The following is a 19,200-nucleotide window of genomic DNA, read 5'->3' as shown; positions in this document are numbered from 1 at the left end:
ACTTTTGTTTGGTTCAGTTGTTCATTCGTGATCGAGGCGAGTGAGATGTCAGGAATGTCCCCCTGGCGTTTCTGCGGAGACCCGGCGAGGCCCCGGCGTTGACGCAACTGTTTAGTTGTGCTTCATTGTGTTTGTTTGTGTTTGGTAGGAGGGTGAGGAGCTCTCGTGAAGAAGACGTCGACCCGGCTGGCGGACGGCCGGGAGCTCATCTACTACGACTCGCGCGACGACGTCGTACGCGATGCGGTCGACCACCGCCCCCTCGACCCCGTGGCCACCGCCTCCCAGATCCGCCACGACCGGCTCCTCGGCGACTCCGTCGCCATCGCCTCGCACCGCCAGGCCCGCACCTACCACCCGCCGGCCGACGAGTGCCCGCTGTGCCCGTCCCGTGACGGCCGGCACTCCGAGATCCCCGCCGCCGACTACGACGTCGCCGTCTTCGAGAACCGCTTCCCGTCCCTCGCCGGCGACAGCGGCCGCTGCGAGGTCGTCTGCTTCACCTCCGACCACGACGCCTCCTTCGCCGACCTCACCGAGGGGCAGGCCGCCCTGGTCCTGGAAGCCTGGACCGACCGCACCGCGGAGCTGGCCCAACTCCCGGGCGTGGAGCAGGTCTTCTGCTTCGAGAACCGCGGCGCCGAGATCGGCGTCACCCTCGGCCACCCGCACGGGCAGATCTACGCGTACCCCTTCGTCACCCCGCGCACCGCGCGCATGCTCACCTCGCTCGCCGCACACCACGAGGCCACCGGCGGGGGCAACCTCTTCGACGAGGTGGTCGCCGACGAGCTGGCCGACGGCCGCCGCATCGTCCTCGAAGGCGAGCACTGGGTGGCCTTCGTCCCGTACGCCGCCCACTGGCCCTACGAGGTGCACCTCTACCCCAAGCGCCGGGTCCCCGACCTGCTCGCCCTCGACGAGGCCGCGCGCACAGAATTCCCACAGATCTATCTGGAAGTCTTGCGGCGTTTCGACCGGATTTTCGGTGGGTGGGACGGCGGGAACGAAGGGGGCGGGATGAGCCAGGGGCCCCGGGCGGGCGGCGCCGCCCGCACGCCGTACATCGCCGCCTGGCACCAGGCGCCGCTGCACGCCGGGAACCGCGGAGAATTCGCACTCCACCTCGAGCTTTTCACCATCCGCCGCACTTCCGGCAAGCTGAAGTTTCTCGCGGGTTCCGAATCCGGCATGAACGTGTTCATCAATGATGTGCCGCCGGAGGCCGCGGCCGAGCGACTGCGAGAGGTAGCGAGCAAGTGAGCAAGAAGTACCTGGTCACGGGCGGTGCGGGATATGTCGGCAGCGTCGTTGCGGCCCATCTGCTCCAGGCCGGTCACGAGGTGACCGTGCTGGACGACCTGTCCACCGGCCACCGTGAGGGCGTCCCCGCAGGTGCCCACTTCATCGAGGGCCGCATCCAGGACGCCGCGAAGTGGCTCGACCCCTCCTACGACGCGGTGCTGCACTTCGCCGCCTTCTCGCAGGTCGGCGAGTCCGTCGTGGACCCCGAGAAGTACTGGCGCAACAACGTCGGCGGCACCATGGACCTGCTCGCCGCCATGCGCGACGCCGGCGTCCGCACCCTCGTCTTCTCCTCCACCGCCGCCACCTACGGCGAGCCGAAGGCCACCCCGATCACCGAGTCCGCCGAGACCGCGCCCACCAGCCCGTACGGCGCCAGCAAGCTCGCCGTCGATCACATGATCAGCGGTGAGGCCGCGGCCCACGGCCTGGCCGCCGTCTCGCTGCGCTACTTCAACGTCGCCGGCGCCTACGGCAGCTGCGGCGAGCGCCACGACCCCGAGTCGCACCTCATCCCGCTCGTCCTCCAGGTAGCCCAGGGCAAGCGCGAGGCGATCTCCGTCTTCGGCGAGGACTACCCCACCCCCGACGGCACCTGCGTCCGCGACTACATCCACGTCGCCGACCTCGCCGAGGCCCACCTCCTGGCCCTCGACGCCGCGAGGGCCGGTGAGCACCTGATCTGCAACCTCGGCAACGGCAACGGCTTCTCCGTCCGCGAGGTCATCGAGACCGTCCGCAAGGTCACCGGGCACCCCGTCCCCGAGATCACGGCCGGGCGCCGCGGCGGCGACCCGGCCGTGCTGGTGGCCTCCGCCCGGACCGCCATCGACCGCCTCGGCTGGCGGCCCGGCCGCGCCGACCTCGCGGAAATCGTCGCCGACGCCTGGCAGTTCGCGCAGCACCTCGACCGGACGAAGGAGTCCTGATGACCGCTCACGGAGCCGTCACCCCGGCCACCGGGCGCCCGCACGGCGCCCGGCGCACCGCGGAGGAATTCACCGCGGTGTACGACGCCGCCCCCACGGGCACCTGGGCGGCGCCCGGCCGGGTCAACCTGATCGGTGAACACACCGATTACAACGACGGTTTCGTGATGCCGCTCGCCCTTCCGCACACCACCCTCGCCGCCGCCTCGGCCCGCACCGACGGGGTGCTGCGGCTGCACTCCGGCGGCGCCGACGGCGGCATCGTCGAACTGCGCATCGACGAGCTGCGTCCGGCTCCCCAAGGAGGCTGGGCCGCTTACCCGGCCGGTGTCGTCTGGGCGATGCGGGAGGCCGGTCTGCCCGTCGGCGGCGCGGACCTGCACTACGACAGCACGGTGCCCACCGGCGCCGGACTCTCCTCCTCCGCCGCCCTGGAGATCGTCACCGCGCTCGCCCTCAACGATCTGTATGCGCTCGGCCAGGAGCCGCAGCGACTGGCCCAGCTCGCCCAGCGGGCCGAGAACGCCTTCGTCGGCGTGCCCTGCGGGATCATGGACCAGACCGCCGCGGCCTGCTGCACCGAGGGCCATGCCCTGTTCCTCGACACCCGCGACCTCACCCGGCGCCAGATCCCGTTCGATCTTGCGGGCGAGGGGCTGCGGCTCCTCGTGGTGGACACCCGGGTGAAGCACGAGCTGGGGGACGGCGCATATGCGGAGCGGCGCGCCGGCTGTGAGCGCGGTGCGCGGGCGCTCGGGGTGCGTGCCCTGCGCGATGTGCCGTACGCGCACCTGCCGGAGGCACTCGACAGGCTGGCCGACGAGCCCGTCGTCCAGGCCCTCGTCCGGCACATCGTGACCGAGAACCACCGGGTCGAAGAGGTCATCGCCCGGCTCGACGCGGGCCGCACCCGCGCCATCGGCCCGCTGCTGACGGCCGGCCACGCCTCGCTCCGCGACGACTTCAAGATCTCCTGCCGCGAACTCGACCTCGCCGTCGACACGGCCCATGCGGCGGGCGCCCTCGGGGCCCGGATGACCGGCGGCGGCTTCGGCGGCTCGGCGATCGTGCTCGTCGAGGAGGACGGCGCTACGGCCGTCGGCGCGGCGGTCACCGAAGCCTTCGCGGCGGCCGGCCATGCCGTCCCGCGGATCTTCGAGGCGGTCCCGAGCGCGGGAGCACACCGCGTCGAGTAGGGCGCGCCGGGCGGCGCGCGGCCACCGCAGCGGCGCCGAACGGCCCGGGTGAGGGGGCAGTTTCGTCAATCACCTTCCCTTGCCGCAACCCGTCCGTACGCTGGGAGCCTGCACCGGTGGGGGCCGGTGCCGATCAGGGGGCGAGACCGTTCGGGTACGGCGCCCGGGGTGGGGTGGTCATCGGCACGGCGGCGGCCGTGCGGCTGAGGCGATCTTCAATCCTGGCGTCGTGCCCGCTATGGTCCGTTCACCGAGACAGGGGGTCTCTGTGCAACGCATCCGGGTTCTGGTGGTCGACGACCACCGCATCTTCGCCGAATCCCTGGCGGCCGCGCTCGCCGCGGAACAGGACGTGGACGTCGCGGCCGCGGGCAGCGCTCCCGCGGCGCTGCGCAATCTGGACCGTGCGGTCACCGACGGCCGCCGGTTCGACGTGCTGCTCGCCGACGCCGACCTCGCCGCGCCGCTGCTCGCGGTGCCCGCGCAGGGGGCGGCCCGCGACACCGTGCCGCGCGCCGTCCCGCGGGACGGCATCGCGCTGGTCTCCGGCCTGCGCACCAGCCATCCGTATCTGCGCACCGTCGTCCTCGCCGACCGCGACGATCCGCGCCGCGCGGCGGCCGCGCTGCAAGCAGGCGCCTCCGGCTGGGTGGCCAAGGACTGTTCGCTCTCCCGGCTGCTCGCCGTCATCCGCGGGGTGCTGCGGGACGAGACGCATCTGCCGCCCGCGCTGCTGACCGGTGTGCTGCGGGAGCTGACGGCGGCCCGCAAGCACCGCTCCGAGAGCGAGCGGCTGGTGGAGTCGCTGACCCCGCGCGAGCGCGAGGTGCTGCGCTGCATGGTGGCGGGCCTGGGCCGCAAGGCGGTCGCCGAGCGGCTGTTCCTCTCCCCGCACACGGTCCGTACGCATATGCAGAATGTGCTCGGCAAGCTCGGGGTGCACTCCACCCTCGCAGCGGTCGCGCTGGCCCGCCGGGCCGGGGTCGGCCCGGTCGAGCTGGAGGCGGCGGCCGCAGCGGCCTCGGTGCCGGTGCCGTGAGGGGCTGACGGGCCGGAGGGAACGAGAGCCGGGTGACGACCCCGCGGGCCACCCCGCGCCCCACCCGGCCACCCACGCCCCACCCGGCCGCCGCGAGCGCGCAAGTGCCCCAAGTGCCCTACGCGCCGGGTTCGGTCAGTACGGCCACACCCCGGGCGCTCAGCGTGACCCGGCCGACGGGCCCGGCCCCGGCCCCGCCCGTCACGTCCGCCCCCGCCAGCGCGTCCCGCATCGGCGCCGGCAGCCCGACCTCGACGGTCCGCGCCCCGTGGTTGAGCAGGAAGACATAGCGCCCGCCGACGCCCTCGCGGACGGTGGCCTGGACGCCCTCCGGCAGGCCCGGCAGGACGGGCACCACCCCGGCCGCCGCCCGTACGTCGTCCAGCAGGGCCCGCATCAGCGCGGCATCGAGCCGGGTGCCGACGTACCAGACCGTGCCCCGCCCGTAGGCGTGCCGGGTCACCGCGGGCCGGCCGGCGAGGTCCCCGTCCGTGAAGTGGGCGAGCGCCTCGGCCCCTTCGAGGTCGATGGCCTCCGACCACAGATCCGCCCGTCCCGTACGGACGCCGTCGCCGACCGTCACCGACCGGCCCTCGTCCAGCGGCCAGAACTCCTCCACCCGCAGCCCCAGCAGCTCCCGCAGCGGCGCCGGACAGCCGCCGGGGTGCACCCGGTCGTGCGCGTCGACGATCCCGGAGAAGAACGACACCAGCAGCCGTCCGCCGTCGCGTACGTAGGAGGCCAGCCGCTGGGCATCGTCCGCGGTGAGCAGATACAGATTGGGCGCCACGACGAGCCGGTAGCCGGACAGCTCACGCTGCGGCGGGATCACGTCGCAGGCCACACCCGCCTCGAACAGCGGCCGGTAGTGATCCAGCGCGATACGGGAGTGGTCCAGCGCGGTCGACGGCTTGGAGTCCAGCTCCAGCGCCCACCAGCTGTGCCAGTCCGCCAGCAGCGCCACCCCGGCCCGCGACCGGGTCCCCTCGATGCCCGGCACCGACGCCAACTCCCGCCCCAGAGCCGACACTTCGCGGAAGATGCGGGTGTCGGTCCCGCCGTGCGGCAGCATCGCCGAGTGGAACTTCTCCGCGCCGCCCAGCGACTGCCGCCACTGGAAGTACAGCACCGCGTCCGCGCCCTGGGCGATGGCCTGCCAGCTCCACAGCCGCATCGCGCCGGGCGGCTTGGGGCCGTTGCGCGGCCGCCAGTTGACCGCGCCGGGCGCCTGTTCCAGCAGCATCCAGGGCTGTCCGGAGCGCGCCGAGCGCATCAGGTCGAAGACATAGCCGGCCCGGATGTGGTCGTCCGGCGCATACGGGTCCTGGTAGAAGTCCAGCGCCATCGTGTCCATGTGCGCCGACCAGGCGAAGGCGTCGACGGGCTTGTGCTGCGGCATGAGGTTGGTGGTGACCGGAACCTCGGGGGTCACGCGCTCCAGTACCGCCTTTTCGGCCAGGTAGCAGGCGCGCAGGGCCTCGTCGCCGAAGCGCAGATAGTCCAGCTGCTGGGCGGGGTTGGGAAAGGTGGGCGCGGTGCGCGGTGGCAGCACCTCGTCGAAGTCGCCGTAGGCCTGCGACCAGAAGGCCGTCGACCAGGCGGCGTTGAGCGCGTCGACGCTCCCGTACCGTGCGCGCAGCCAGCTCCGGAAGTCGTCGGCCGACACCGCGCAGTAGCACTGGCGGGTGTGGCAGCCGTATTCGTTGCCGATGTGCCACACGGCGAGCGCGGGGTGGCCGGCGTAGCGGGTGGCGAGCTGCTCGACGAGGCGTACGGCGTGTGCGCGGTAGACGGGGCTGGAGGGGCAGTAGTGCTGCCGCCCGCCGGGCCAGCGGCGCCGGCCGTCCGCGTCCTCGGGCAGGATCGCGGGGTGTGCGTGGGAGAGCCAGGGTGGGGGCGAGGCGGTCATGGTGGCCAGGCAGACGGCGATACCGGCGCCCGCCAGCCCGTCCATGACGCGGTCGAACCAGCCGAAGTCCCAGGCCCCGGGCCGGGGTTCGACCTTGGCCCAGGAGAAGATCCCGGCGGTGACCATGGTGACCTGGGCCGCCTTCATCAGCTTCAGATCCTCGGCCCACACCTCCTCGGGCCACTGCTCGGGGTTGTAGTCGCCGCCGAAATGGATGCCCATGGATCCCCCTAAGGATCGAAGCCGGGCGGGGCGCAGCGGCCCCGCCGTCAGCAGGATCGGCTCACGAAGAGTTCTTGTACACGCTCCAGCCGCCGTCGACGACGAGGCTCGCGCCCGTGACGAAGGACGCCTCGGCCGACAGCAGAAAGGCGATGGCGGCGGCGACCTCCTCGGGCCGGCCCAGCCGCCGCGCCGCCGTCTCCGCGGCGCTGGCCTGCCGTTCCTCCTCGCCGATACCGTCCCAGGCCGCCGTCAGAACGGGGCCCGGCAGCACGCTGTTGACCCGTACCTCCGGCCCGTACTCGACGGCCAGCTGGCGCCCCAGACCGGTCAGCCCGGCCTTGGCCGCGGCGTACGCGGGCCGTCCCGGCAGCCCGATCAGCGCATGCACCGACGAGGTCAGCACCACCGCGCCCGCGCGCGCCCGCAGATCCTCCAGGGCGGCGCGCACGCCGAGGAACGAGGCGGTGAGATTGACCGCGAGCTGCCGGTCCCAGTCCGCGAGCGGGGTGTGGTCGGCGGCCGCGACAGAGGGCAGAAAGGCGTTGCTGACCAGTCCGTCCACCGGGCCGTAGCGCTGCCGCGCCGCCTCGACCGCCCGCCGCCAGTCGTCCTCGCCCGCCACGTCGCAGTGCTCGTACGAGGCCCGGCCGCCGGCCGCCCGGATGCGTCGCGCGGTGTGTTCGCCGCGCGCGTCGTCGATGTCCAGCAGCAGGACGCCGGCGCCCTCGGCCGCCAGCCGGTCGGCGGTGGCCGCCCCGATCCCGGCGGCGGCCCCGGTCACCAGGACCGTGCGCCCCTCGAACCGCTTGCCGTACGGGCCGTTCGCCGGATGCGGTGCGCGCTGCTGGCTCATGGCGCGATCCAAGCCCACGGGACGAGCGGCGGGCAAGGGGACGCGGGAGGAGAGGGGCGCGCGCAGATTCAGGGGGCGCGCGCACTCCGCTTACGCTCCGTCAAATACGGCGCACGTCGTTTCCCCGGCACGCGGTTTTTCGCACCCGTCGCACCCGTCGCACCCCTCGCATCCGCCGCCGGCGGACGCCGCGGACGCCCGCTACCCCGGGATGTTGTCGAACGGCCCGGTCAACCGCCGTAGCAGCCCGGCCAGTTCACCGCGCTGCTGACGGGAGAGCTCGGCGAGAATGGCGCGCTCTTGGATCAGCAGCCCGGCCAGTGACTGGTCGGCCTTGTCGCGGCCCTCGGCCGTCAGCCTGACCAGCACTCCGCGCCGGTCGCTGGGGTCGGGCAGCCGCTCGACGAGGTCCTTCTTGGCGAGCCGGTCGATGCGGTTGGTCATCGTCCCCGAGGTGACCAGCGTCTGCGTCAGCAGCGCCCCGGGGGAAAGCTGGTAGGGCGCCCCGGCGCGCCGCAGCGCGGTGAGCACGTCGAACTCCCAGGGCTCCAGACCCACCTCGGAAAAGGCGATACGGCGGGCCCGGTCCAGGTGTCTGGCCAGCCTGGAGACGCGGCTGAGCACCTCAAGTGGTTCCACGTCGAGGTCCGGGCGCTCGCGGCGCCATGCTGCGACCAGTCGATCGACCTCGTCCTCCATGACGATCAGTGTAGAGGGTCTGTCGACATGAAGTCTCTTGACGTCGAGATATATTTTCCTGGACTATGGGCATCGTCGGCGAGGGCTCGGTTTCCAGCCGAGACGGCCCGAATCCGACCGTGCCAGCCTTGAGTCAGCCCTGCATCGGCAAAGGGGTTTCGATCATGCATGACGCACCAACCTGGGATCCGCAGCAATACCTCCGCCACTCCGGGCACCGTACCCGCCCCTTCCACGACCTTCTCGCCCGGATACCCGGCCTGCCCCGGCCCGACCGCCCCGCCCGTATCGCCGACCTCGGCTGCGGTCCCGGAAACGTCACCGCCCTGCTCGCCGCCCGCTGGCCCGATGCGCACATCACCGGATACGACAACTCCCCGGAGATGCTCAAGGAAGCCGAGAACCACGCCGGATTCACCCCGGGCGGCGGCCACCTCGACTTCGCCCTCGCCGACGCCGCCGACTGGGCGCCCGAGGAGACCTACGACCTGATCGTCTCCAACGCGGCGCTCCAGTGGGTCCCCAACCACCCGGAATCCTTCGCCCGTTGGACCGAGGCCCTCACTCCCGGCGGCACGTTCGCCTTCCAGGTCCCCGGCAACTTCACCTCGCCCAGCCACGCCCTCCTCGGCGAGCTGTGCGACGCCCCCCAGTGGCGCGAACGGCTCACCACCCACGGTCGCCGCTTCATCCACATCCTCGAACCGGCCGACTACCTGGAACGCCTCACCGACCTCGGCTGCGCCGCGGACGTGTGGGAAACCACCTACGTCCAGCTCCTGGAGGGCGACGACCCGGTCCTCGACTGGGTCAAGGGCACCGCCCTGCGCCCCGTGCTGACCGCCTTGGAGAACGACCCGGCCGCCCGCGACGCCTTCCTTGCCGAATACCGGGACGCGCTCCGCCAGGCCTACCCCACCGGCCCCCACGGCACCGTCTTCCCGTTCCGCCGCATCTTCGCCGTCGCCCGGAAACCGGCGGCCTGCTGACACTGCCGCCCGCCTGCCCGCCGCCGCACTCCGGCTCATCCCCTCCGAGGTGACCTCGTCGTGATCACCGGCCTCGACCACATCCAGCTCGCCGCACCCCCCGGCACCGAAGACGCCCTGCGCGCCTCCTACGCGGACCTCCTCGGCATGACGGAGATCCCGAAGCCGCCGACGCTCGCGGCCCGCGGAGGATGCTGGTTCGAGGCCGGCACGGCCCGTCGGGAAAAGGCCCACCCCGGTATCCGCGTCCACGGCATCGACGCCTTCGCCGCCCGGCTGACCGCCGGGGGCGCCGCCGTCACCTGGGACGACCATCTGCCGGGCCATCGGCGCTTCTACTCGGTCGACCCGGCCGGCAACCGGCTGGAGTTCCTGGAGCCGCAGGGCTGACCGTCCGGGCGGGCCGGGCCCGCGCGACGCAACCGTGCAGCCGGCTCCCGCGAGCAGGACCGTGCACCGGCCCCGTGCGGCCGGCCCGGTCGCTCAGTTCTTCCGGTGCCCTATCAACCGCGGCTTCGCCTCCAGATTGCCCAGCCCGTGCCAGGCCAGATTCACCAGATGAGCCGCCACCTCGGCCTTCTTCGGCTTACGGGTGTCCACCCACCACTGGCCGGTCAGCGCGACCATGCCGACCAGGGCCTGCGCATAGAGCGGGGCCAGTTTCGGATCGAAGCCACGGGCCTTGAACTCCAGGCCCAGGATGTCCTCGACCTGGGTCGCGATATCGCTGATGAGCGAGGCGAACGTTCCTGTCGACTGGGCCACGGGCGAATCGCGGACCAGGATGCGGAAGCCGTCGGTGAAGGTCTCGATGTAGTCGAGCAGCGCGAACGCCGCCTGCTCGAGGAGCTCGCGGGGATGGCCGGCGGTCAGTGCGCCGGTCACCATGTCCAGCAGCTGCCGCATCTCGCGGTCCACGACCACCGCGTACAGGCCCTCCTTGCCGCCGAAGTGCTCATAGACCACCGGCTTGGAAACCCCGGCCTTCGCCGCGATCTCCTCCACGGAGGTTCCCTCGTAGCCCCGTTCGGCGAAGAGCGTGCGACCGATGTCCAGCAGCTGCTCCCGGCGCTCCGCCCCCGTCATCCGGACCCTGCGGGCCCGCCGCGTGCCCGCGGGGGAGGGCTTGCCCTTGCTGTTGCTCGCGCTGCTGTCGTCGATCGCCACCCGTCAATCATGCCTTCCCCGGCTACCGCCGAGAGGCACCCCCGGCGGCCACCTCCGCGCGTCGGGCATCGATCCGCGACGCGTCCGGCCACCGGACGTCGTACGCCCAGCCCGCCTTCTCGAACCAGCGGATCAACCGGGCGCTGGAGTCCAGCTGCCCCCTCAGCACGCCGTGCCGGGCACAGGTCGGGTCCGCGTGGTGCAGGTTGTGCCAGGACTCGCCGCAGGACAGGACGGCCAGCCACCACACGTTCCCCGAGCGGTCGCGGGACTTGAAGGGGCGCTTGCCGACCGCATGACAGATGGAGTTGATCGACCACGTGACGTGATGCAGCAGCGCGACGCGCACCAGGGAGCCCCAGAAGAACGCGGTCAGCGCGCCCTGCCAGGACCATGTCACCAGCCCGCCCACCAGCGGCGGGATCATCAGCGACACCGTCGTCCACAGGACGAACTGGCGGGAGATCGTACGGATCGCATCGTCCCTGATCAGGTCCGGTGCGTACTTCTGCTGCGGGGTCTGCTCCTCGTCGAACATCCAGCCGATGTGCGCCCACCACAGGCCCTTCATCAGGGCCGGCACCGTCTCGCCGAAGCGCCACGGGGAGTGCGGGTCGCCCTCGGCGTCGGAGAACTTGTGGTGCTTGCGGTGGTCCGCCACCCAGCGCACCAGCGGTCCCTCGACGGCCAGCGACCCCATGATCGCGAGCGCGATCCGCAGCGGTCGCTTCGCCTTGAACGCGCCATGCGTGAAGTAACGGTGGAAGCCGATCGTGATGCCATGGCAGCCGATGTAGTACATCGCCACCATCAGTCCCAGATCCAGCCAGCTCACCCCCCAGCCCCAGGCCAGCGGGACCGCGGCGACCAGCGCCACGAACGGGACGGTGATGAAGAGCAGGAGCGTGATCTGTTCGACCGACCGGCGCTGCTCGCCGCCCAGCGTCGCGGACGGCGCCGGAGCGCCGGCGGCCGGGCCGACGGATGAATCAGCAGGAATCGGGGGATCTTCTACGGCTTCAGGTCGAGCGGTCATGGTGTCCCTCGTCGGGGGGCTCGGGGGCACGGCTACGGCTACGGGACCGTAACCTACGGTCTCGTAAGTATGGCAGTGCCGCCACCACGGGCAAGGCCGTGACAGGCGCCACACCTCCCACCTGCGACGCAGATGCCCACCCAGCGGACGGTGTGATCTGCTGACGCTGGGCAGACCTATCCTGGGGAACGTCGGACAGCGCGGTCCGCAACCCGCCCGCCATCAGACCTGCCCACGCGTCGCCCGCCGCCACCCCTCCCGAGCCGCGGCGCGACGCCCCTGATCGCTGCAAGGAGCCGCACCCGTGAGCAGTGCCGACAACACTCCGGCCGAGATCGCCTCCGTCGAGAGCCTCGACCCCGGCCCGAGCGACAATTTCGCCCTGCGCGCCGACATCCGCCGCCTCGGCGATCTCCTCGGCGAAACCCTCGTCCGACAGGAGGGTCAGGAACTCCTCGACCTCGTCGAGCGGGTCCGCGCCCTGACCCGCTCCGACGGCGAGGCCGCGGCCCGGCTGCTGGGCGACACGGACCTGGCCACTGCCGCCAAGCTGGTGCGCGCCTTCTCCACGTACTTCCACCTCGCGAACGTCACCGAGCAGGTCCACCGCGGCCGTGAGCTGGGCGCCAAGCGCGCCGCCGAGGGCGGCATCCTCGCCCGCACCGCCGACATGCTCAAGGACGCCGACCCCGAGCATCTGCGTGAGACCGCCCGTCACCTCGGTGTGCGCCCCGTCTTCACCGCGCACCCCACCGAGGCCGCCCGGCGCTCCGTCCTCACCAAGCTCCGCAAGGTCGCCGAGCTGCTGGACAGCGCGGACCCCGAGCGCCGCCGCGCCGACCTCCGCCTGGCCGAGAACATCGACCTCATCTGGCAGACGGACGAGCTGCGCGTCGCCCGCCCCGAGCCCACCGACGAGGCCCGCAACGCCATCTACTACCTCGACGAGCTGGGCCGCGGCGCGGTCGGTGACGTCCTCGAAGACCTCGCCGCCGAGCTGGAGCGGGCCGGCACCGAGCTGCCCGCCGGCACCCGCCCGCTCACCTTCGGCACCTGGATCGGCGGCGACCGCGACGGCAACCCCAACGTCACCCCGCAGGTCACCTGGGACGTCCTGCTCCTCCAGCACGAGCACGGCATCACCGACGCCCTGGAGCACATCGACGAGCTGCGCGGCGCCCTGTCCAACTCCATCCGCAACTGCGGCGCCACCGATGAGCTGCTGGAATCCCTCCAGCGCGACCTCGACCTCCTCCCGGAGATCAGCCCCCGCTACAAGCGGCTGAACAGCGAGGAGCCCTACCGGCTCAAGGCGACCTGCATCCGGCAGAAGCTCGTCAACACCCGCGAGCGCCTCGCCGGCGACACCCCCCACGTCCCCGGCCGCGACTACCTCGGCACCACGGAACTCCTCGACGACCTCGCCCTCATCCAGACCTCGCTGCGCGAACACCGCGGCGGCCTGGTCGCCGACGGCCGCCTGGAGCGCACCCTGCGCACCATCGCCGCCTTCGGCCTCCAGCTCGCCACCATGGACATCCGCGAGCACGCCGACGCCCACCACCACGCGCTCGGCCAGCTCTTCGACCGCCTCGGCGAAGAATCCTGGCGTTACGTGGACATGCCGCGCGACTACCGCCGCAAGCTCCTCGCCAAGGAGCTGCGCTCCCGCCGCCCGCTGGCCCCCACCCCAGCCCCCCTCGACGCGGCCGGCGCCAAGACCCTCGGCGTCTTCCGCACCATCCTCAAGGCCAAGGAGACCTTCGGCCCCGAGGTCGTCGAGTCCTACATCATCTCCATGTGCCAGGGCTCGGACGACGTCTTCGCGGCCACCGTCCTCGCCCGCGAGGCCGGACTGATCGACCTGCACGCCGGCTGGGCCAAGGTCGGCATCGTGCCGCTGCTGGAGACCACCGACGAGCTGAAGATCGCCGACCAGCTGCTCGACGAGATGCTCTCCGACCCCTCCTACCGGCGCCTGGTCGCCCTGCGCGACGACGTCCAGGAGGTCATGCTCGGCTACTCCGACTCCTCCAAGTTCGGCGGCATCACCACCTCCCAGTGGGAGATCCACCGCGCCCAGCGCCTGCTGCGCGACGTCGCCCACCGCCACGGCGTACGGCTGCGCCTCTTCCACGGCCGCGGCGGCACCGTCGGCCGCGGCGGCGGCCCCTCCCACGACGCGATCCTCGCCCAGCCCTACGGGACCCTCGAAGGCGAGATCAAGGTCACCGAACAGGGCGAGGTCATCTCCGACAAGTACCTGGTGCCGTCGCTGGCGCGGGAGAACCTGGAACTGACGGTCGCCGCCACGCTCCAGGCCTCCGCCCTGCACACCGAGCCCCGGCAGTCCGACGAGGCCCTGGCCCGCTGGGACGCCGCCATGGAAACCGTCTCCGAGGCGGCCCACGGCTCCTACCGCCGCCTGGTCGAGGACCCCGACCTGCCCGCGTACTTCTTCGCCTCCACCCCCGTCGACCAGCTCGCCGAACTCCACCTGGGCTCGCGTCCCTCGCGCCGTCCCGACTCCGGCGCCGGCCTCGACGGACTGCGGGCCATCCCGTGGGTCTTCGGCTGGACCCAGTCCCGCCAGATCGTCCCCGGCTGGTACGGCGTCGGCACCGGCCTCAAGGCCGCCCGCGAAGCCGGACTCGACAGCGTCCTGGACGAAATGCACGAGCACTGGCACTTCTTCCGCAACTTCCTGTCCAACGTCACCATGACGCTGGCCAAGACCGACCTGCGGATCGCCCAGCACTACGTCGACACCCTCGTGCCCGACGAGCTCAAGCACGTCTTCGACGTCATCAAGGCCGAACACGAACTCACCGTCGCCGAGGTCCTGCGCGTCACCGGGGAGAAGGAACTCCTCGAATCCAACCCGGTCCTGCGGCAGACCTTCCACATCCGCGACGCCTACCTCGACCCGATCTCCTACCTCCAGGTCTCGCTGCTGGACCGCCAGCGCAGCGCCGCCGAGCGTGGCGAGGAGGCGGACCCCGTCCTCGCCCGAGCCCTGCTGCTCACCGTCAACGGCGTCGCCGCCGGACTGCGCAACACCGGCTGACGCACCCCCGCATACGACGGCGGCCCGTCCTCCCCGGTGGGAGAACGGGCCGCCGTCGTCCGCGCCCTACAGCGCAGCGAACGCCGCGCCCAACAACACCGCCCCCAACAACCCCATCACCCACGCCGTACGCCGCAGCCGCATCCCCCCGGCCACCACCAGCGCCGCCAGCAGCAACGACCCCGCGAACGGCACCCACGCATGCAATATCCCGGCCGACCCGGTCCGCACCGCCTGCGTCGTCCCCGGCTTGACCGTCACCTCGACCCGCTCGCCCTTGTCCGGCGCCGCCGCCTGCACGATCGTCACCTTCGCCCGCGGCCGGCCATCGCCCCCCGTCGGCACATACGAGCCGGTGCACCGCTCGCTCTCACACGCCGACACCGTCATCGTTCCGCGCTCCCGCGCCTTGACGAGCATCGCGTACTGCGCCGTGTGCCACGACGTCCACACCCCCGCCACCAGCAGGAGCAACGCCAGCAGACCCATCAACCCCGTCCTGGCGAGAAGCAACGCCCCATAGGCGCTCTCACCGACCCGACGGGTACGGCTGCGTCTGACCGAACTGGTGCGCGTACTGCTTCTGGGCATGGCGGCGATCCTTGGCCATAACCCGCACCCGGTCAACCTCGGACAACGGTTCGTCAGAGCCTGACCCCCGCTGTCCCATTCAGGAGTTGTACGTACTCTGCGCCCGTTCCAAACCGTCCACGATCAACGTCTCCACCGCATCCGCGGCACGATCCACGAAGTAATCCAGCTCGCGCCGCTCCGCCGAGGAAAAGTCCTTCAGCACAAAATCCGCCACCTGCATACGACCCGGCGGACGCCCGATCCCGAACCGCACCCGGTGATACTCCGCACCCAGCGACTTCGTGATCGACTTCAAACCGTTATGGCCGTTGTCACCGCCACCCAGCTTCAACCGCAACGCACCGTAATCGATATCCAACTCATCATGAATCGCAATGATGTTGCCGACCGGCACCTTGTAGAAATCCCGCAACGCCGTCGTCGGCCCACCCGACAGATTCATGAAAGACAACGGCTTCGCGACCACGACACGACGACTCGACAGGCCCGGCGCACCACAACGCCCCTCCACCACCTGCGCCCGCGCCTTGTGCGCCTTGAAACGGCCCCCCATCCGCTCCGCCAGCAAATCCGCCACCATGAAGCCCACATTGTGGCGATTACGCGCATACTCCGGGCCCGGATTACCCAGCCCCATCACCAGCCACGGATCAGCGTCCGCCATCTCAGCCACTCCCACATCCGCCGGCACACCCCGCCGACCCCGACCGCAACTGCCCATGAAACAGCCCAACCGCCACCCCGCACCCGAACGGCGCGCGGCAGCGGCTGGACCACTCGCTGAGAACCTGCCTCAGCGGAAAACGAATCAGGCCTCGGAGCCCTCGGCGCCCTCGCCCTCGGCGCCTTCCTCGGCCGGAGCCTCGGCCTGCGCCGCGACAACCTGGAGCACGACCGCGTCGTCGTCCACGGCCAGCGAGGAACCCGACGGCAGCGTGATGTCCTTGGCCAGCACCGAAGCGCCCGCGTCCAGGCCCTCGACGGAAATCGTGACCGACTCCGGAATGTGGGTGGCCTCGGCCTCGATCGGCAGCGTGTTCAGCACGTGCTCCAGCACGAGCTGGCCCGGAGCCAGGTCGCCCTCGACGTGGATCGGGATCTCGACGGAGACCTTCTCGCCCTTCTTCACGGCCAGGAAGTCCACGTGCACCAGGAACTGGCGGATCGCCTCACGCTGCACGGCCTTGGGGATGACCAGCTCGTTCTTGCCGTCGAACTCCAGGCGGATCAGCGCGTTCGGCGTCTTCAGGGCCATCATCAGCGCGTGGTTGTGGATCGCCACGTGCTGCGGCTCCTCGCCGTGACCGTAAATGACCGCGGGAACCAGGTCGGCGCGGCGCGCACGGCGCGCGGCACCCTTACCGAAGTCGTTACGAACCTGGGCGGTGAGCTTGACCTCAGCCATGACAGCACTCCTCGTATCGCAGAAAAACCTCTGGTGGGCGTCACCCGGCCCACGACAGACCTGCTACGAAGAGCGCGTCGATAACGGACAGCCGCCACAAAAGGGCGGCCTCCCTCGCCGAGCAACTCGATGAGTCTACCCGGCCGGAAGGCCGCCCCAAAGTCGATCAGCGCCGGACTACGTCACAGACCGGCCCGCCGCCTTCAGCTCACTGCTCCTCGAAGAGGCTCGTCACCGAACCGTCCTCGAACACCTCACGCAGCGCACGGGCGATCGTCGGCGCCATCGACAGCACCGTGATCTTGTCCAGCTCCAGCTCCGAAGGCGTCGGCAGCGTATTCGTGAACACGAACTCGCTCACCTTCGAATTCTTCAGCCGGTCCGCCGCCGGACCCGACAGCACACCGTGCGTCGCCGTCACGATCACATCCGACGCACCATTCGCGAACAGCGCATCCGCCGCCGCACAGATCGTGCCACCGGTGTCGATCATGTCGTCGACCAGGACACACACCCGGTCCTTCACATCACCGACGACCTCGTGCACGGTGACCTGATTCGCCACGTCCTTGTCACGCCGCTTGTGCACAATCGCCAGCGGCGCACCCAGACGGTCACACCAACGGTCCGCGACCCGCACCCGGCCGGCGTCCGGCGACACCACCGTCAGCTTGTCGCGGTCCACCTTTGCGCCCACGTAGTCCGCAAGGACCGGAAGCGCAAAAAGATGATCCACAGGACCGTCGAAGAAGCCCATGATCTGATCCGTGTGCAGATCCACGGTCACCACACGGTCCGCACCCGCGGTCTTCATCAAATCCGCGATCAGCCGCGCGGAAATCGGCTCACGGCCACGGTGCTTCTTGTCCTGCCGCGCATAACCGTAGAACGGCACGACCACCGTGATGCTCCGCGCCGAAGCCCGCTTCAGCGCATCGATCATGATGAGCTGCTCCATGATCCACTTATTGATCGGAGCCGTGTGGCTCTGAATCAAAAAGCAATCCGCGCCACGCGCCGACTCCTGATAACGGACATAGATCTCACCGTTGGCGAAGTCGAAAGCCTTCGTCGGGACCAGGCCCACACCCAGCTGATGCGCGACCTCCTCCGCCAGCTCGGGGTGGGCGCGGCCGGAGAAGAGCATGAGCTTCTTCTCGCCGGTCGTCTTGATCCCGGTCACAGCAAATCTCCTCGAATCACAGTTTGCGTGCGTTCATCACGGTACGCCCCGCACGGCGCACCCCTTGCACGATCACCGCTCGCCCTCGGAATCCTGACGAGCAGCCGAAGCCGCCTGCGCGGCGGCGCTTCCGGGCCGCTTACGCGCGACCCAACCCTCGATATTCCGCTGCTGGCCACGCGCGACCGCCAGCGAACCCGGGGGCACATCCTTGGTGATGACCGAGCCGGCCGCCGTATAAGCGCCGTCCCCGACCGTGACCGGAGCCACAAACATGTTGTCCGACCCCGTCTTGCAATGCGACCCGACCGTCGTGTGGTGTTTGGCCTCACCGTCGTAGTTCACAAATACACTCGCCGCACCGATATTGGAGAACTCACCGATCGTGGCATCGCCCACATACGACAGATGCGGCACCTTCGTGCCCTCGCCGATCGACGCGTTCTTCATCTCCACGTACGTACCGGCCTTCGACTTCGGACCCAGATCCGTCCCCGGCCGCAGATACGCATAAGGGCCGACACTCGCACCCTCACCGATACGCGCACCCTCGGCCACCGTGAACGACGCCACCGCGCCCGCACCCACCGACGTATCCGTCAGCCGCGAATGCGGACCCACCTCGGCACCCGTGGCGATATGCGTGGCACCGAGCAGCTGCGTACCCGGGTGGACCGTCGCATCCGGCTCGAACGTGACCGACACATCCACCCACGTCGACGCCGGATCGACCACCGTCACGCCGGCCAGCATCGCCCGCTCCACCAGCCGGTCGTTCAGCAGCCGGCGCGCCTGCGCCAGCTGCACACGGTTGTTGATCCCCAGAATCTCCCGGTGATCGGCGGACACCGCCGCACCGACCCGGTGCCCGGCCTCCCGCACGATCCCCAGCACATCGGTGAGGTACTCCTCGCCCTGGCTGTTGTCCGTACGCACCTTGCCGAGCGCATCCACGAGCAGTCGCGCGTCAAAGGCGAAGACCCCCGAGTTGATCTCACGGATCGCGCGCTGGCCGGCGGTGGCGTCCTTGTGCTCGACGATCGCGGTCACCGCGCCGGTGCCCGCCTCGCGCACGATGCGCCCGTAGCCGGTGGAGTCCGGGACCTCGGCGGACAGGACGGTCACGGCATTGCCGTCCGCCGCATGCGTGTCACTGAGCAGCCGGAGGGTCTCGCCGGTCAGCAGCGGGGTGTCACCACAGACGACGATCACGGTGCCGTCGAGGGCGACACCGCTGTTGCTCAGCTCGTCCAGGGCCGTACGGACCGCGTGGCCGGTGCCCTTCTGCTCGTGCTGCACCGCGGTGCGCGCGGCGGGGTCGATCTCGGAGAGATGCGCCTGCACCTGCTCACGGGCATGGCCGACGACCACGACGAGATGCTCGGGATCCAGCTCTCGGGAGGCGGCGACGACATGTCCGACGAGGGAGCGGCCGCAGAGGGCGTGCAGGACCTTCGGGGTCGCCGACTTCATGCGGGTGCCCTCACCCGCTGCGAGAACGACGACGGCTGCCGGGCGGTTGGCGCTCACGGGGATGCCCTTCGGCTTCTTGGCTACTTCGGGTGGTGGTCACCCGAAGGATACCGGTGCGTATAGCAGCCGAA

17 protein-coding genes are annotated in these 19,200 nt (G+C 70.7%); 7 read left to right on the top strand and 10 right to left on the bottom strand.

Translation table 11 applies throughout. The annotated features are described in order from the left end of the window. Positions 1 to 165 precede the first annotated feature (165 nt). The 4 genes from galT to K7C20_RS15305 all read left to right on the top strand — a co-directional run bounded on the left by galT (position 166) and on the right by K7C20_RS15305 (position 4,469). Entirely contained in the window at positions 166 to 1,263 is a 1,098-nt protein-coding gene (galT, locus tag K7C20_RS15320) for a galactose-1-phosphate uridylyltransferase (protein ID WP_053209359.1), read from the top strand. After that, positions 1,260 to 2,234: a UDP-glucose 4-epimerase GalE gene (gene galE, locus K7C20_RS15315; protein WP_030082564.1), complete on the top strand. Its 975-nt coding sequence runs from the start codon at positions 1,260 to 1,262 to the stop codon at positions 2,232 to 2,234. Before galT ends, galE begins: the two co-directional genes overlap by 4 nt. Beyond that, on the top strand, positions 2,234 to 3,430 hold the full coding sequence (gene galK, locus K7C20_RS15310) for a galactokinase (RefSeq protein WP_030082562.1): 1,197 nt from the start codon (positions 2,234 to 2,236) through the stop codon (positions 3,428 to 3,430). The genes galE and galK overlap by 1 nt, the downstream gene beginning before the upstream one ends. Before the next feature lie 268 nt (positions 3,431 to 3,698). Further along, positions 3,699 to 4,469, top strand: coding sequence for a response regulator transcription factor (locus K7C20_RS15305; protein ID WP_030082560.1), 771 nt, complete (start codon positions 3,699 to 3,701; stop codon positions 4,467 to 4,469). Between the two features lie 118 nt (positions 4,470 to 4,587). Here the strand turns inward: K7C20_RS15305 and K7C20_RS15300 are convergent, their stop codons facing one another. The 3 genes from K7C20_RS15300 to K7C20_RS15290 all read right to left on the bottom strand — a co-directional run bounded on the left by K7C20_RS15300 (position 4,588) and on the right by K7C20_RS15290 (position 8,155). Continuing rightward, positions 4,588 to 6,600: a beta-galactosidase gene (locus tag K7C20_RS15300; protein ID WP_053209360.1), complete on the bottom strand. Its 2,013-nt coding sequence runs from the start codon at positions 6,598 to 6,600 to the stop codon at positions 4,588 to 4,590. A gap of 61 nt (positions 6,601 to 6,661) precedes the next feature. Continuing rightward, positions 6,662 to 7,456, bottom strand: coding sequence for an SDR family NAD(P)-dependent oxidoreductase (locus K7C20_RS15295; protein ID WP_053209361.1), 795 nt, complete (start codon positions 7,454 to 7,456; stop codon positions 6,662 to 6,664). A gap of 201 nt (positions 7,457 to 7,657) precedes the next feature. Further along, a complete protein-coding gene (locus K7C20_RS15290; protein WP_030082551.1) occupies positions 7,658 to 8,155 on the bottom strand; it encodes a MarR family winged helix-turn-helix transcriptional regulator in 498 nt (165 codons plus the stop codon). A 164-nt stretch (positions 8,156 to 8,319) separates the two neighbouring features. On the opposite strand from K7C20_RS15290, the gene K7C20_RS15285 reads away from it, so the two are divergent. Together K7C20_RS15285 and K7C20_RS15280 are read left to right on the top strand one after the other, a co-directional pair. After that, the gene (locus K7C20_RS15285; protein ID WP_030082550.1) at positions 8,320 to 9,144 is read left to right on the top strand and encodes a trans-aconitate 2-methyltransferase; all 825 of its coding nucleotides are present in this window, start codon (positions 8,320 to 8,322) and stop codon (positions 9,142 to 9,144) included. A 60-nt stretch (positions 9,145 to 9,204) separates the two neighbouring features. Then, on the top strand, positions 9,205 to 9,534 hold the full coding sequence (locus K7C20_RS15280) for a VOC family protein (RefSeq protein WP_030082549.1): 330 nt from the start codon (positions 9,205 to 9,207) through the stop codon (positions 9,532 to 9,534). A gap of 93 nt (positions 9,535 to 9,627) precedes the next feature. Here K7C20_RS15280 and K7C20_RS15275 read toward each other — a convergent pair whose 3' ends face one another. Continuing rightward, complete coding sequence (locus K7C20_RS15275; RefSeq protein WP_030082547.1) at positions 9,628 to 10,311, bottom strand: TetR/AcrR family transcriptional regulator; 684 nt, start codon at positions 10,309 to 10,311, stop codon at positions 9,628 to 9,630. Between the two features lie 22 nt (positions 10,312 to 10,333). Beyond that, positions 10,334 to 11,347 (bottom strand): acyl-CoA desaturase, encoded by a 1,014-nt coding sequence (locus tag K7C20_RS15270; protein WP_030082545.1) that lies wholly within the window; start codon positions 11,345 to 11,347, stop codon positions 10,334 to 10,336. Between the two features lie 334 nt (positions 11,348 to 11,681). On the opposite strand from K7C20_RS15270, the gene ppc reads away from it, so the two are divergent. Beyond that, positions 11,682 to 14,414: a phosphoenolpyruvate carboxylase gene (gene ppc, locus K7C20_RS15265; protein ID WP_409351347.1), complete on the top strand. Its 2,733-nt coding sequence runs from the start codon at positions 11,682 to 11,684 to the stop codon at positions 14,412 to 14,414. 66 nt (positions 14,415 to 14,480) lie between these two features. Here the strand turns inward: ppc and K7C20_RS15260 are convergent, their stop codons facing one another. The 5 genes from K7C20_RS15260 to glmU all read right to left on the bottom strand — a co-directional run bounded on the left by K7C20_RS15260 (position 14,481) and on the right by glmU (position 19,126). Next, positions 14,481 to 15,005, bottom strand: a complete 525-nt coding sequence (locus K7C20_RS15260; protein ID WP_078953234.1) for a hypothetical protein — start codon at positions 15,003 to 15,005, stop codon at positions 14,481 to 14,483. A 79-nt stretch (positions 15,006 to 15,084) separates the two neighbouring features. Beyond that, positions 15,085 to 15,672 carry an aminoacyl-tRNA hydrolase gene (gene pth / locus K7C20_RS15255; RefSeq protein WP_030082537.1) on the bottom strand — a complete coding sequence of 196 codons (588 nt, stop codon included), beginning with the start codon at positions 15,670 to 15,672 and terminating at the stop codon, positions 15,085 to 15,087. Positions 15,673 to 15,816: 144 nt separating this feature from the next. After that, positions 15,817 to 16,413, bottom strand: coding sequence for a 50S ribosomal protein L25/general stress protein Ctc (locus tag K7C20_RS15250; RefSeq protein WP_030082535.1), 597 nt, complete (start codon positions 16,411 to 16,413; stop codon positions 15,817 to 15,819). A gap of 208 nt (positions 16,414 to 16,621) precedes the next feature. Then, positions 16,622 to 17,596, bottom strand: a complete 975-nt coding sequence (locus K7C20_RS15245) for a ribose-phosphate diphosphokinase (RefSeq protein WP_006605140.1) — start codon at positions 17,594 to 17,596, stop codon at positions 16,622 to 16,624. 72 nt (positions 17,597 to 17,668) lie between these two features. Continuing rightward, the gene (gene glmU / locus K7C20_RS15240) at positions 17,669 to 19,126 is read right to left on the bottom strand and encodes a bifunctional UDP-N-acetylglucosamine diphosphorylase/glucosamine-1-phosphate N-acetyltransferase GlmU (RefSeq protein WP_053209363.1); all 1,458 of its coding nucleotides are present in this window, start codon (positions 19,124 to 19,126) and stop codon (positions 17,669 to 17,671) included. Positions 19,127 to 19,200 lie beyond the last annotated feature (74 nt).

Origin of the sequence: Streptomyces decoyicus, from assembly GCF_019880305.1 — a bacterium.
In the GTDB taxonomy this organism is placed as follows: Bacteria; Actinomycetota; Actinomycetes; order Streptomycetales; family Streptomycetaceae; genus Streptomyces; species Streptomyces decoyicus.
The sequence above is the reverse complement of the archived record's forward strand: the minus strand, read 5'-3'. Positions and strand labels throughout refer to the sequence as shown.

Excerpts from the sequence above, each read along its gene's own strand:
- galK (WP_030082562.1), top strand. The coding sequence starts at position 2,234 with ATGACCGCTCACGGAGCCGTCACCCCGGCCACCGGGCGCCCGCACGGC.
- K7C20_RS15300 (WP_053209360.1), bottom strand. The coding sequence starts at position 6,600 with ATGGGCATCCATTTCGGCGGCGACTACAACCCCGAGCAGTGGCCCGAG.
- K7C20_RS15295 (WP_053209361.1), bottom strand. The coding sequence starts at position 7,456 with ATGAGCCAGCAGCGCGCACCGCATCCGGCGAACGGCCCGTACGGCAAG.
- K7C20_RS15290 (WP_030082551.1), bottom strand. The coding sequence starts at position 8,155 with ATGGAGGACGAGGTCGATCGACTGGTCGCAGCATGGCGCCGCGAGCGC.
- K7C20_RS15285 (WP_030082550.1), top strand. The coding sequence starts at position 8,320 with ATGCATGACGCACCAACCTGGGATCCGCAGCAATACCTCCGCCACTCC.
- K7C20_RS15270 (WP_030082545.1), bottom strand. The coding sequence starts at position 11,347 with ATGACCGCTCGACCTGAAGCCGTAGAAGATCCCCCGATTCCTGCTGAT.
- K7C20_RS15260 (WP_078953234.1), bottom strand. The coding sequence starts at position 15,005 with ATGCCCAGAAGCAGTACGCGCACCAGTTCGGTCAGACGCAGCCGTACC.
- pth (WP_030082537.1), bottom strand. The coding sequence starts at position 15,672 with ATGGCGGACGCTGATCCGTGGCTGGTGATGGGGCTGGGTAATCCGGGC.
- K7C20_RS15250 (WP_030082535.1), bottom strand. The coding sequence starts at position 16,413 with ATGGCTGAGGTCAAGCTCACCGCCCAGGTTCGTAACGACTTCGGTAAG.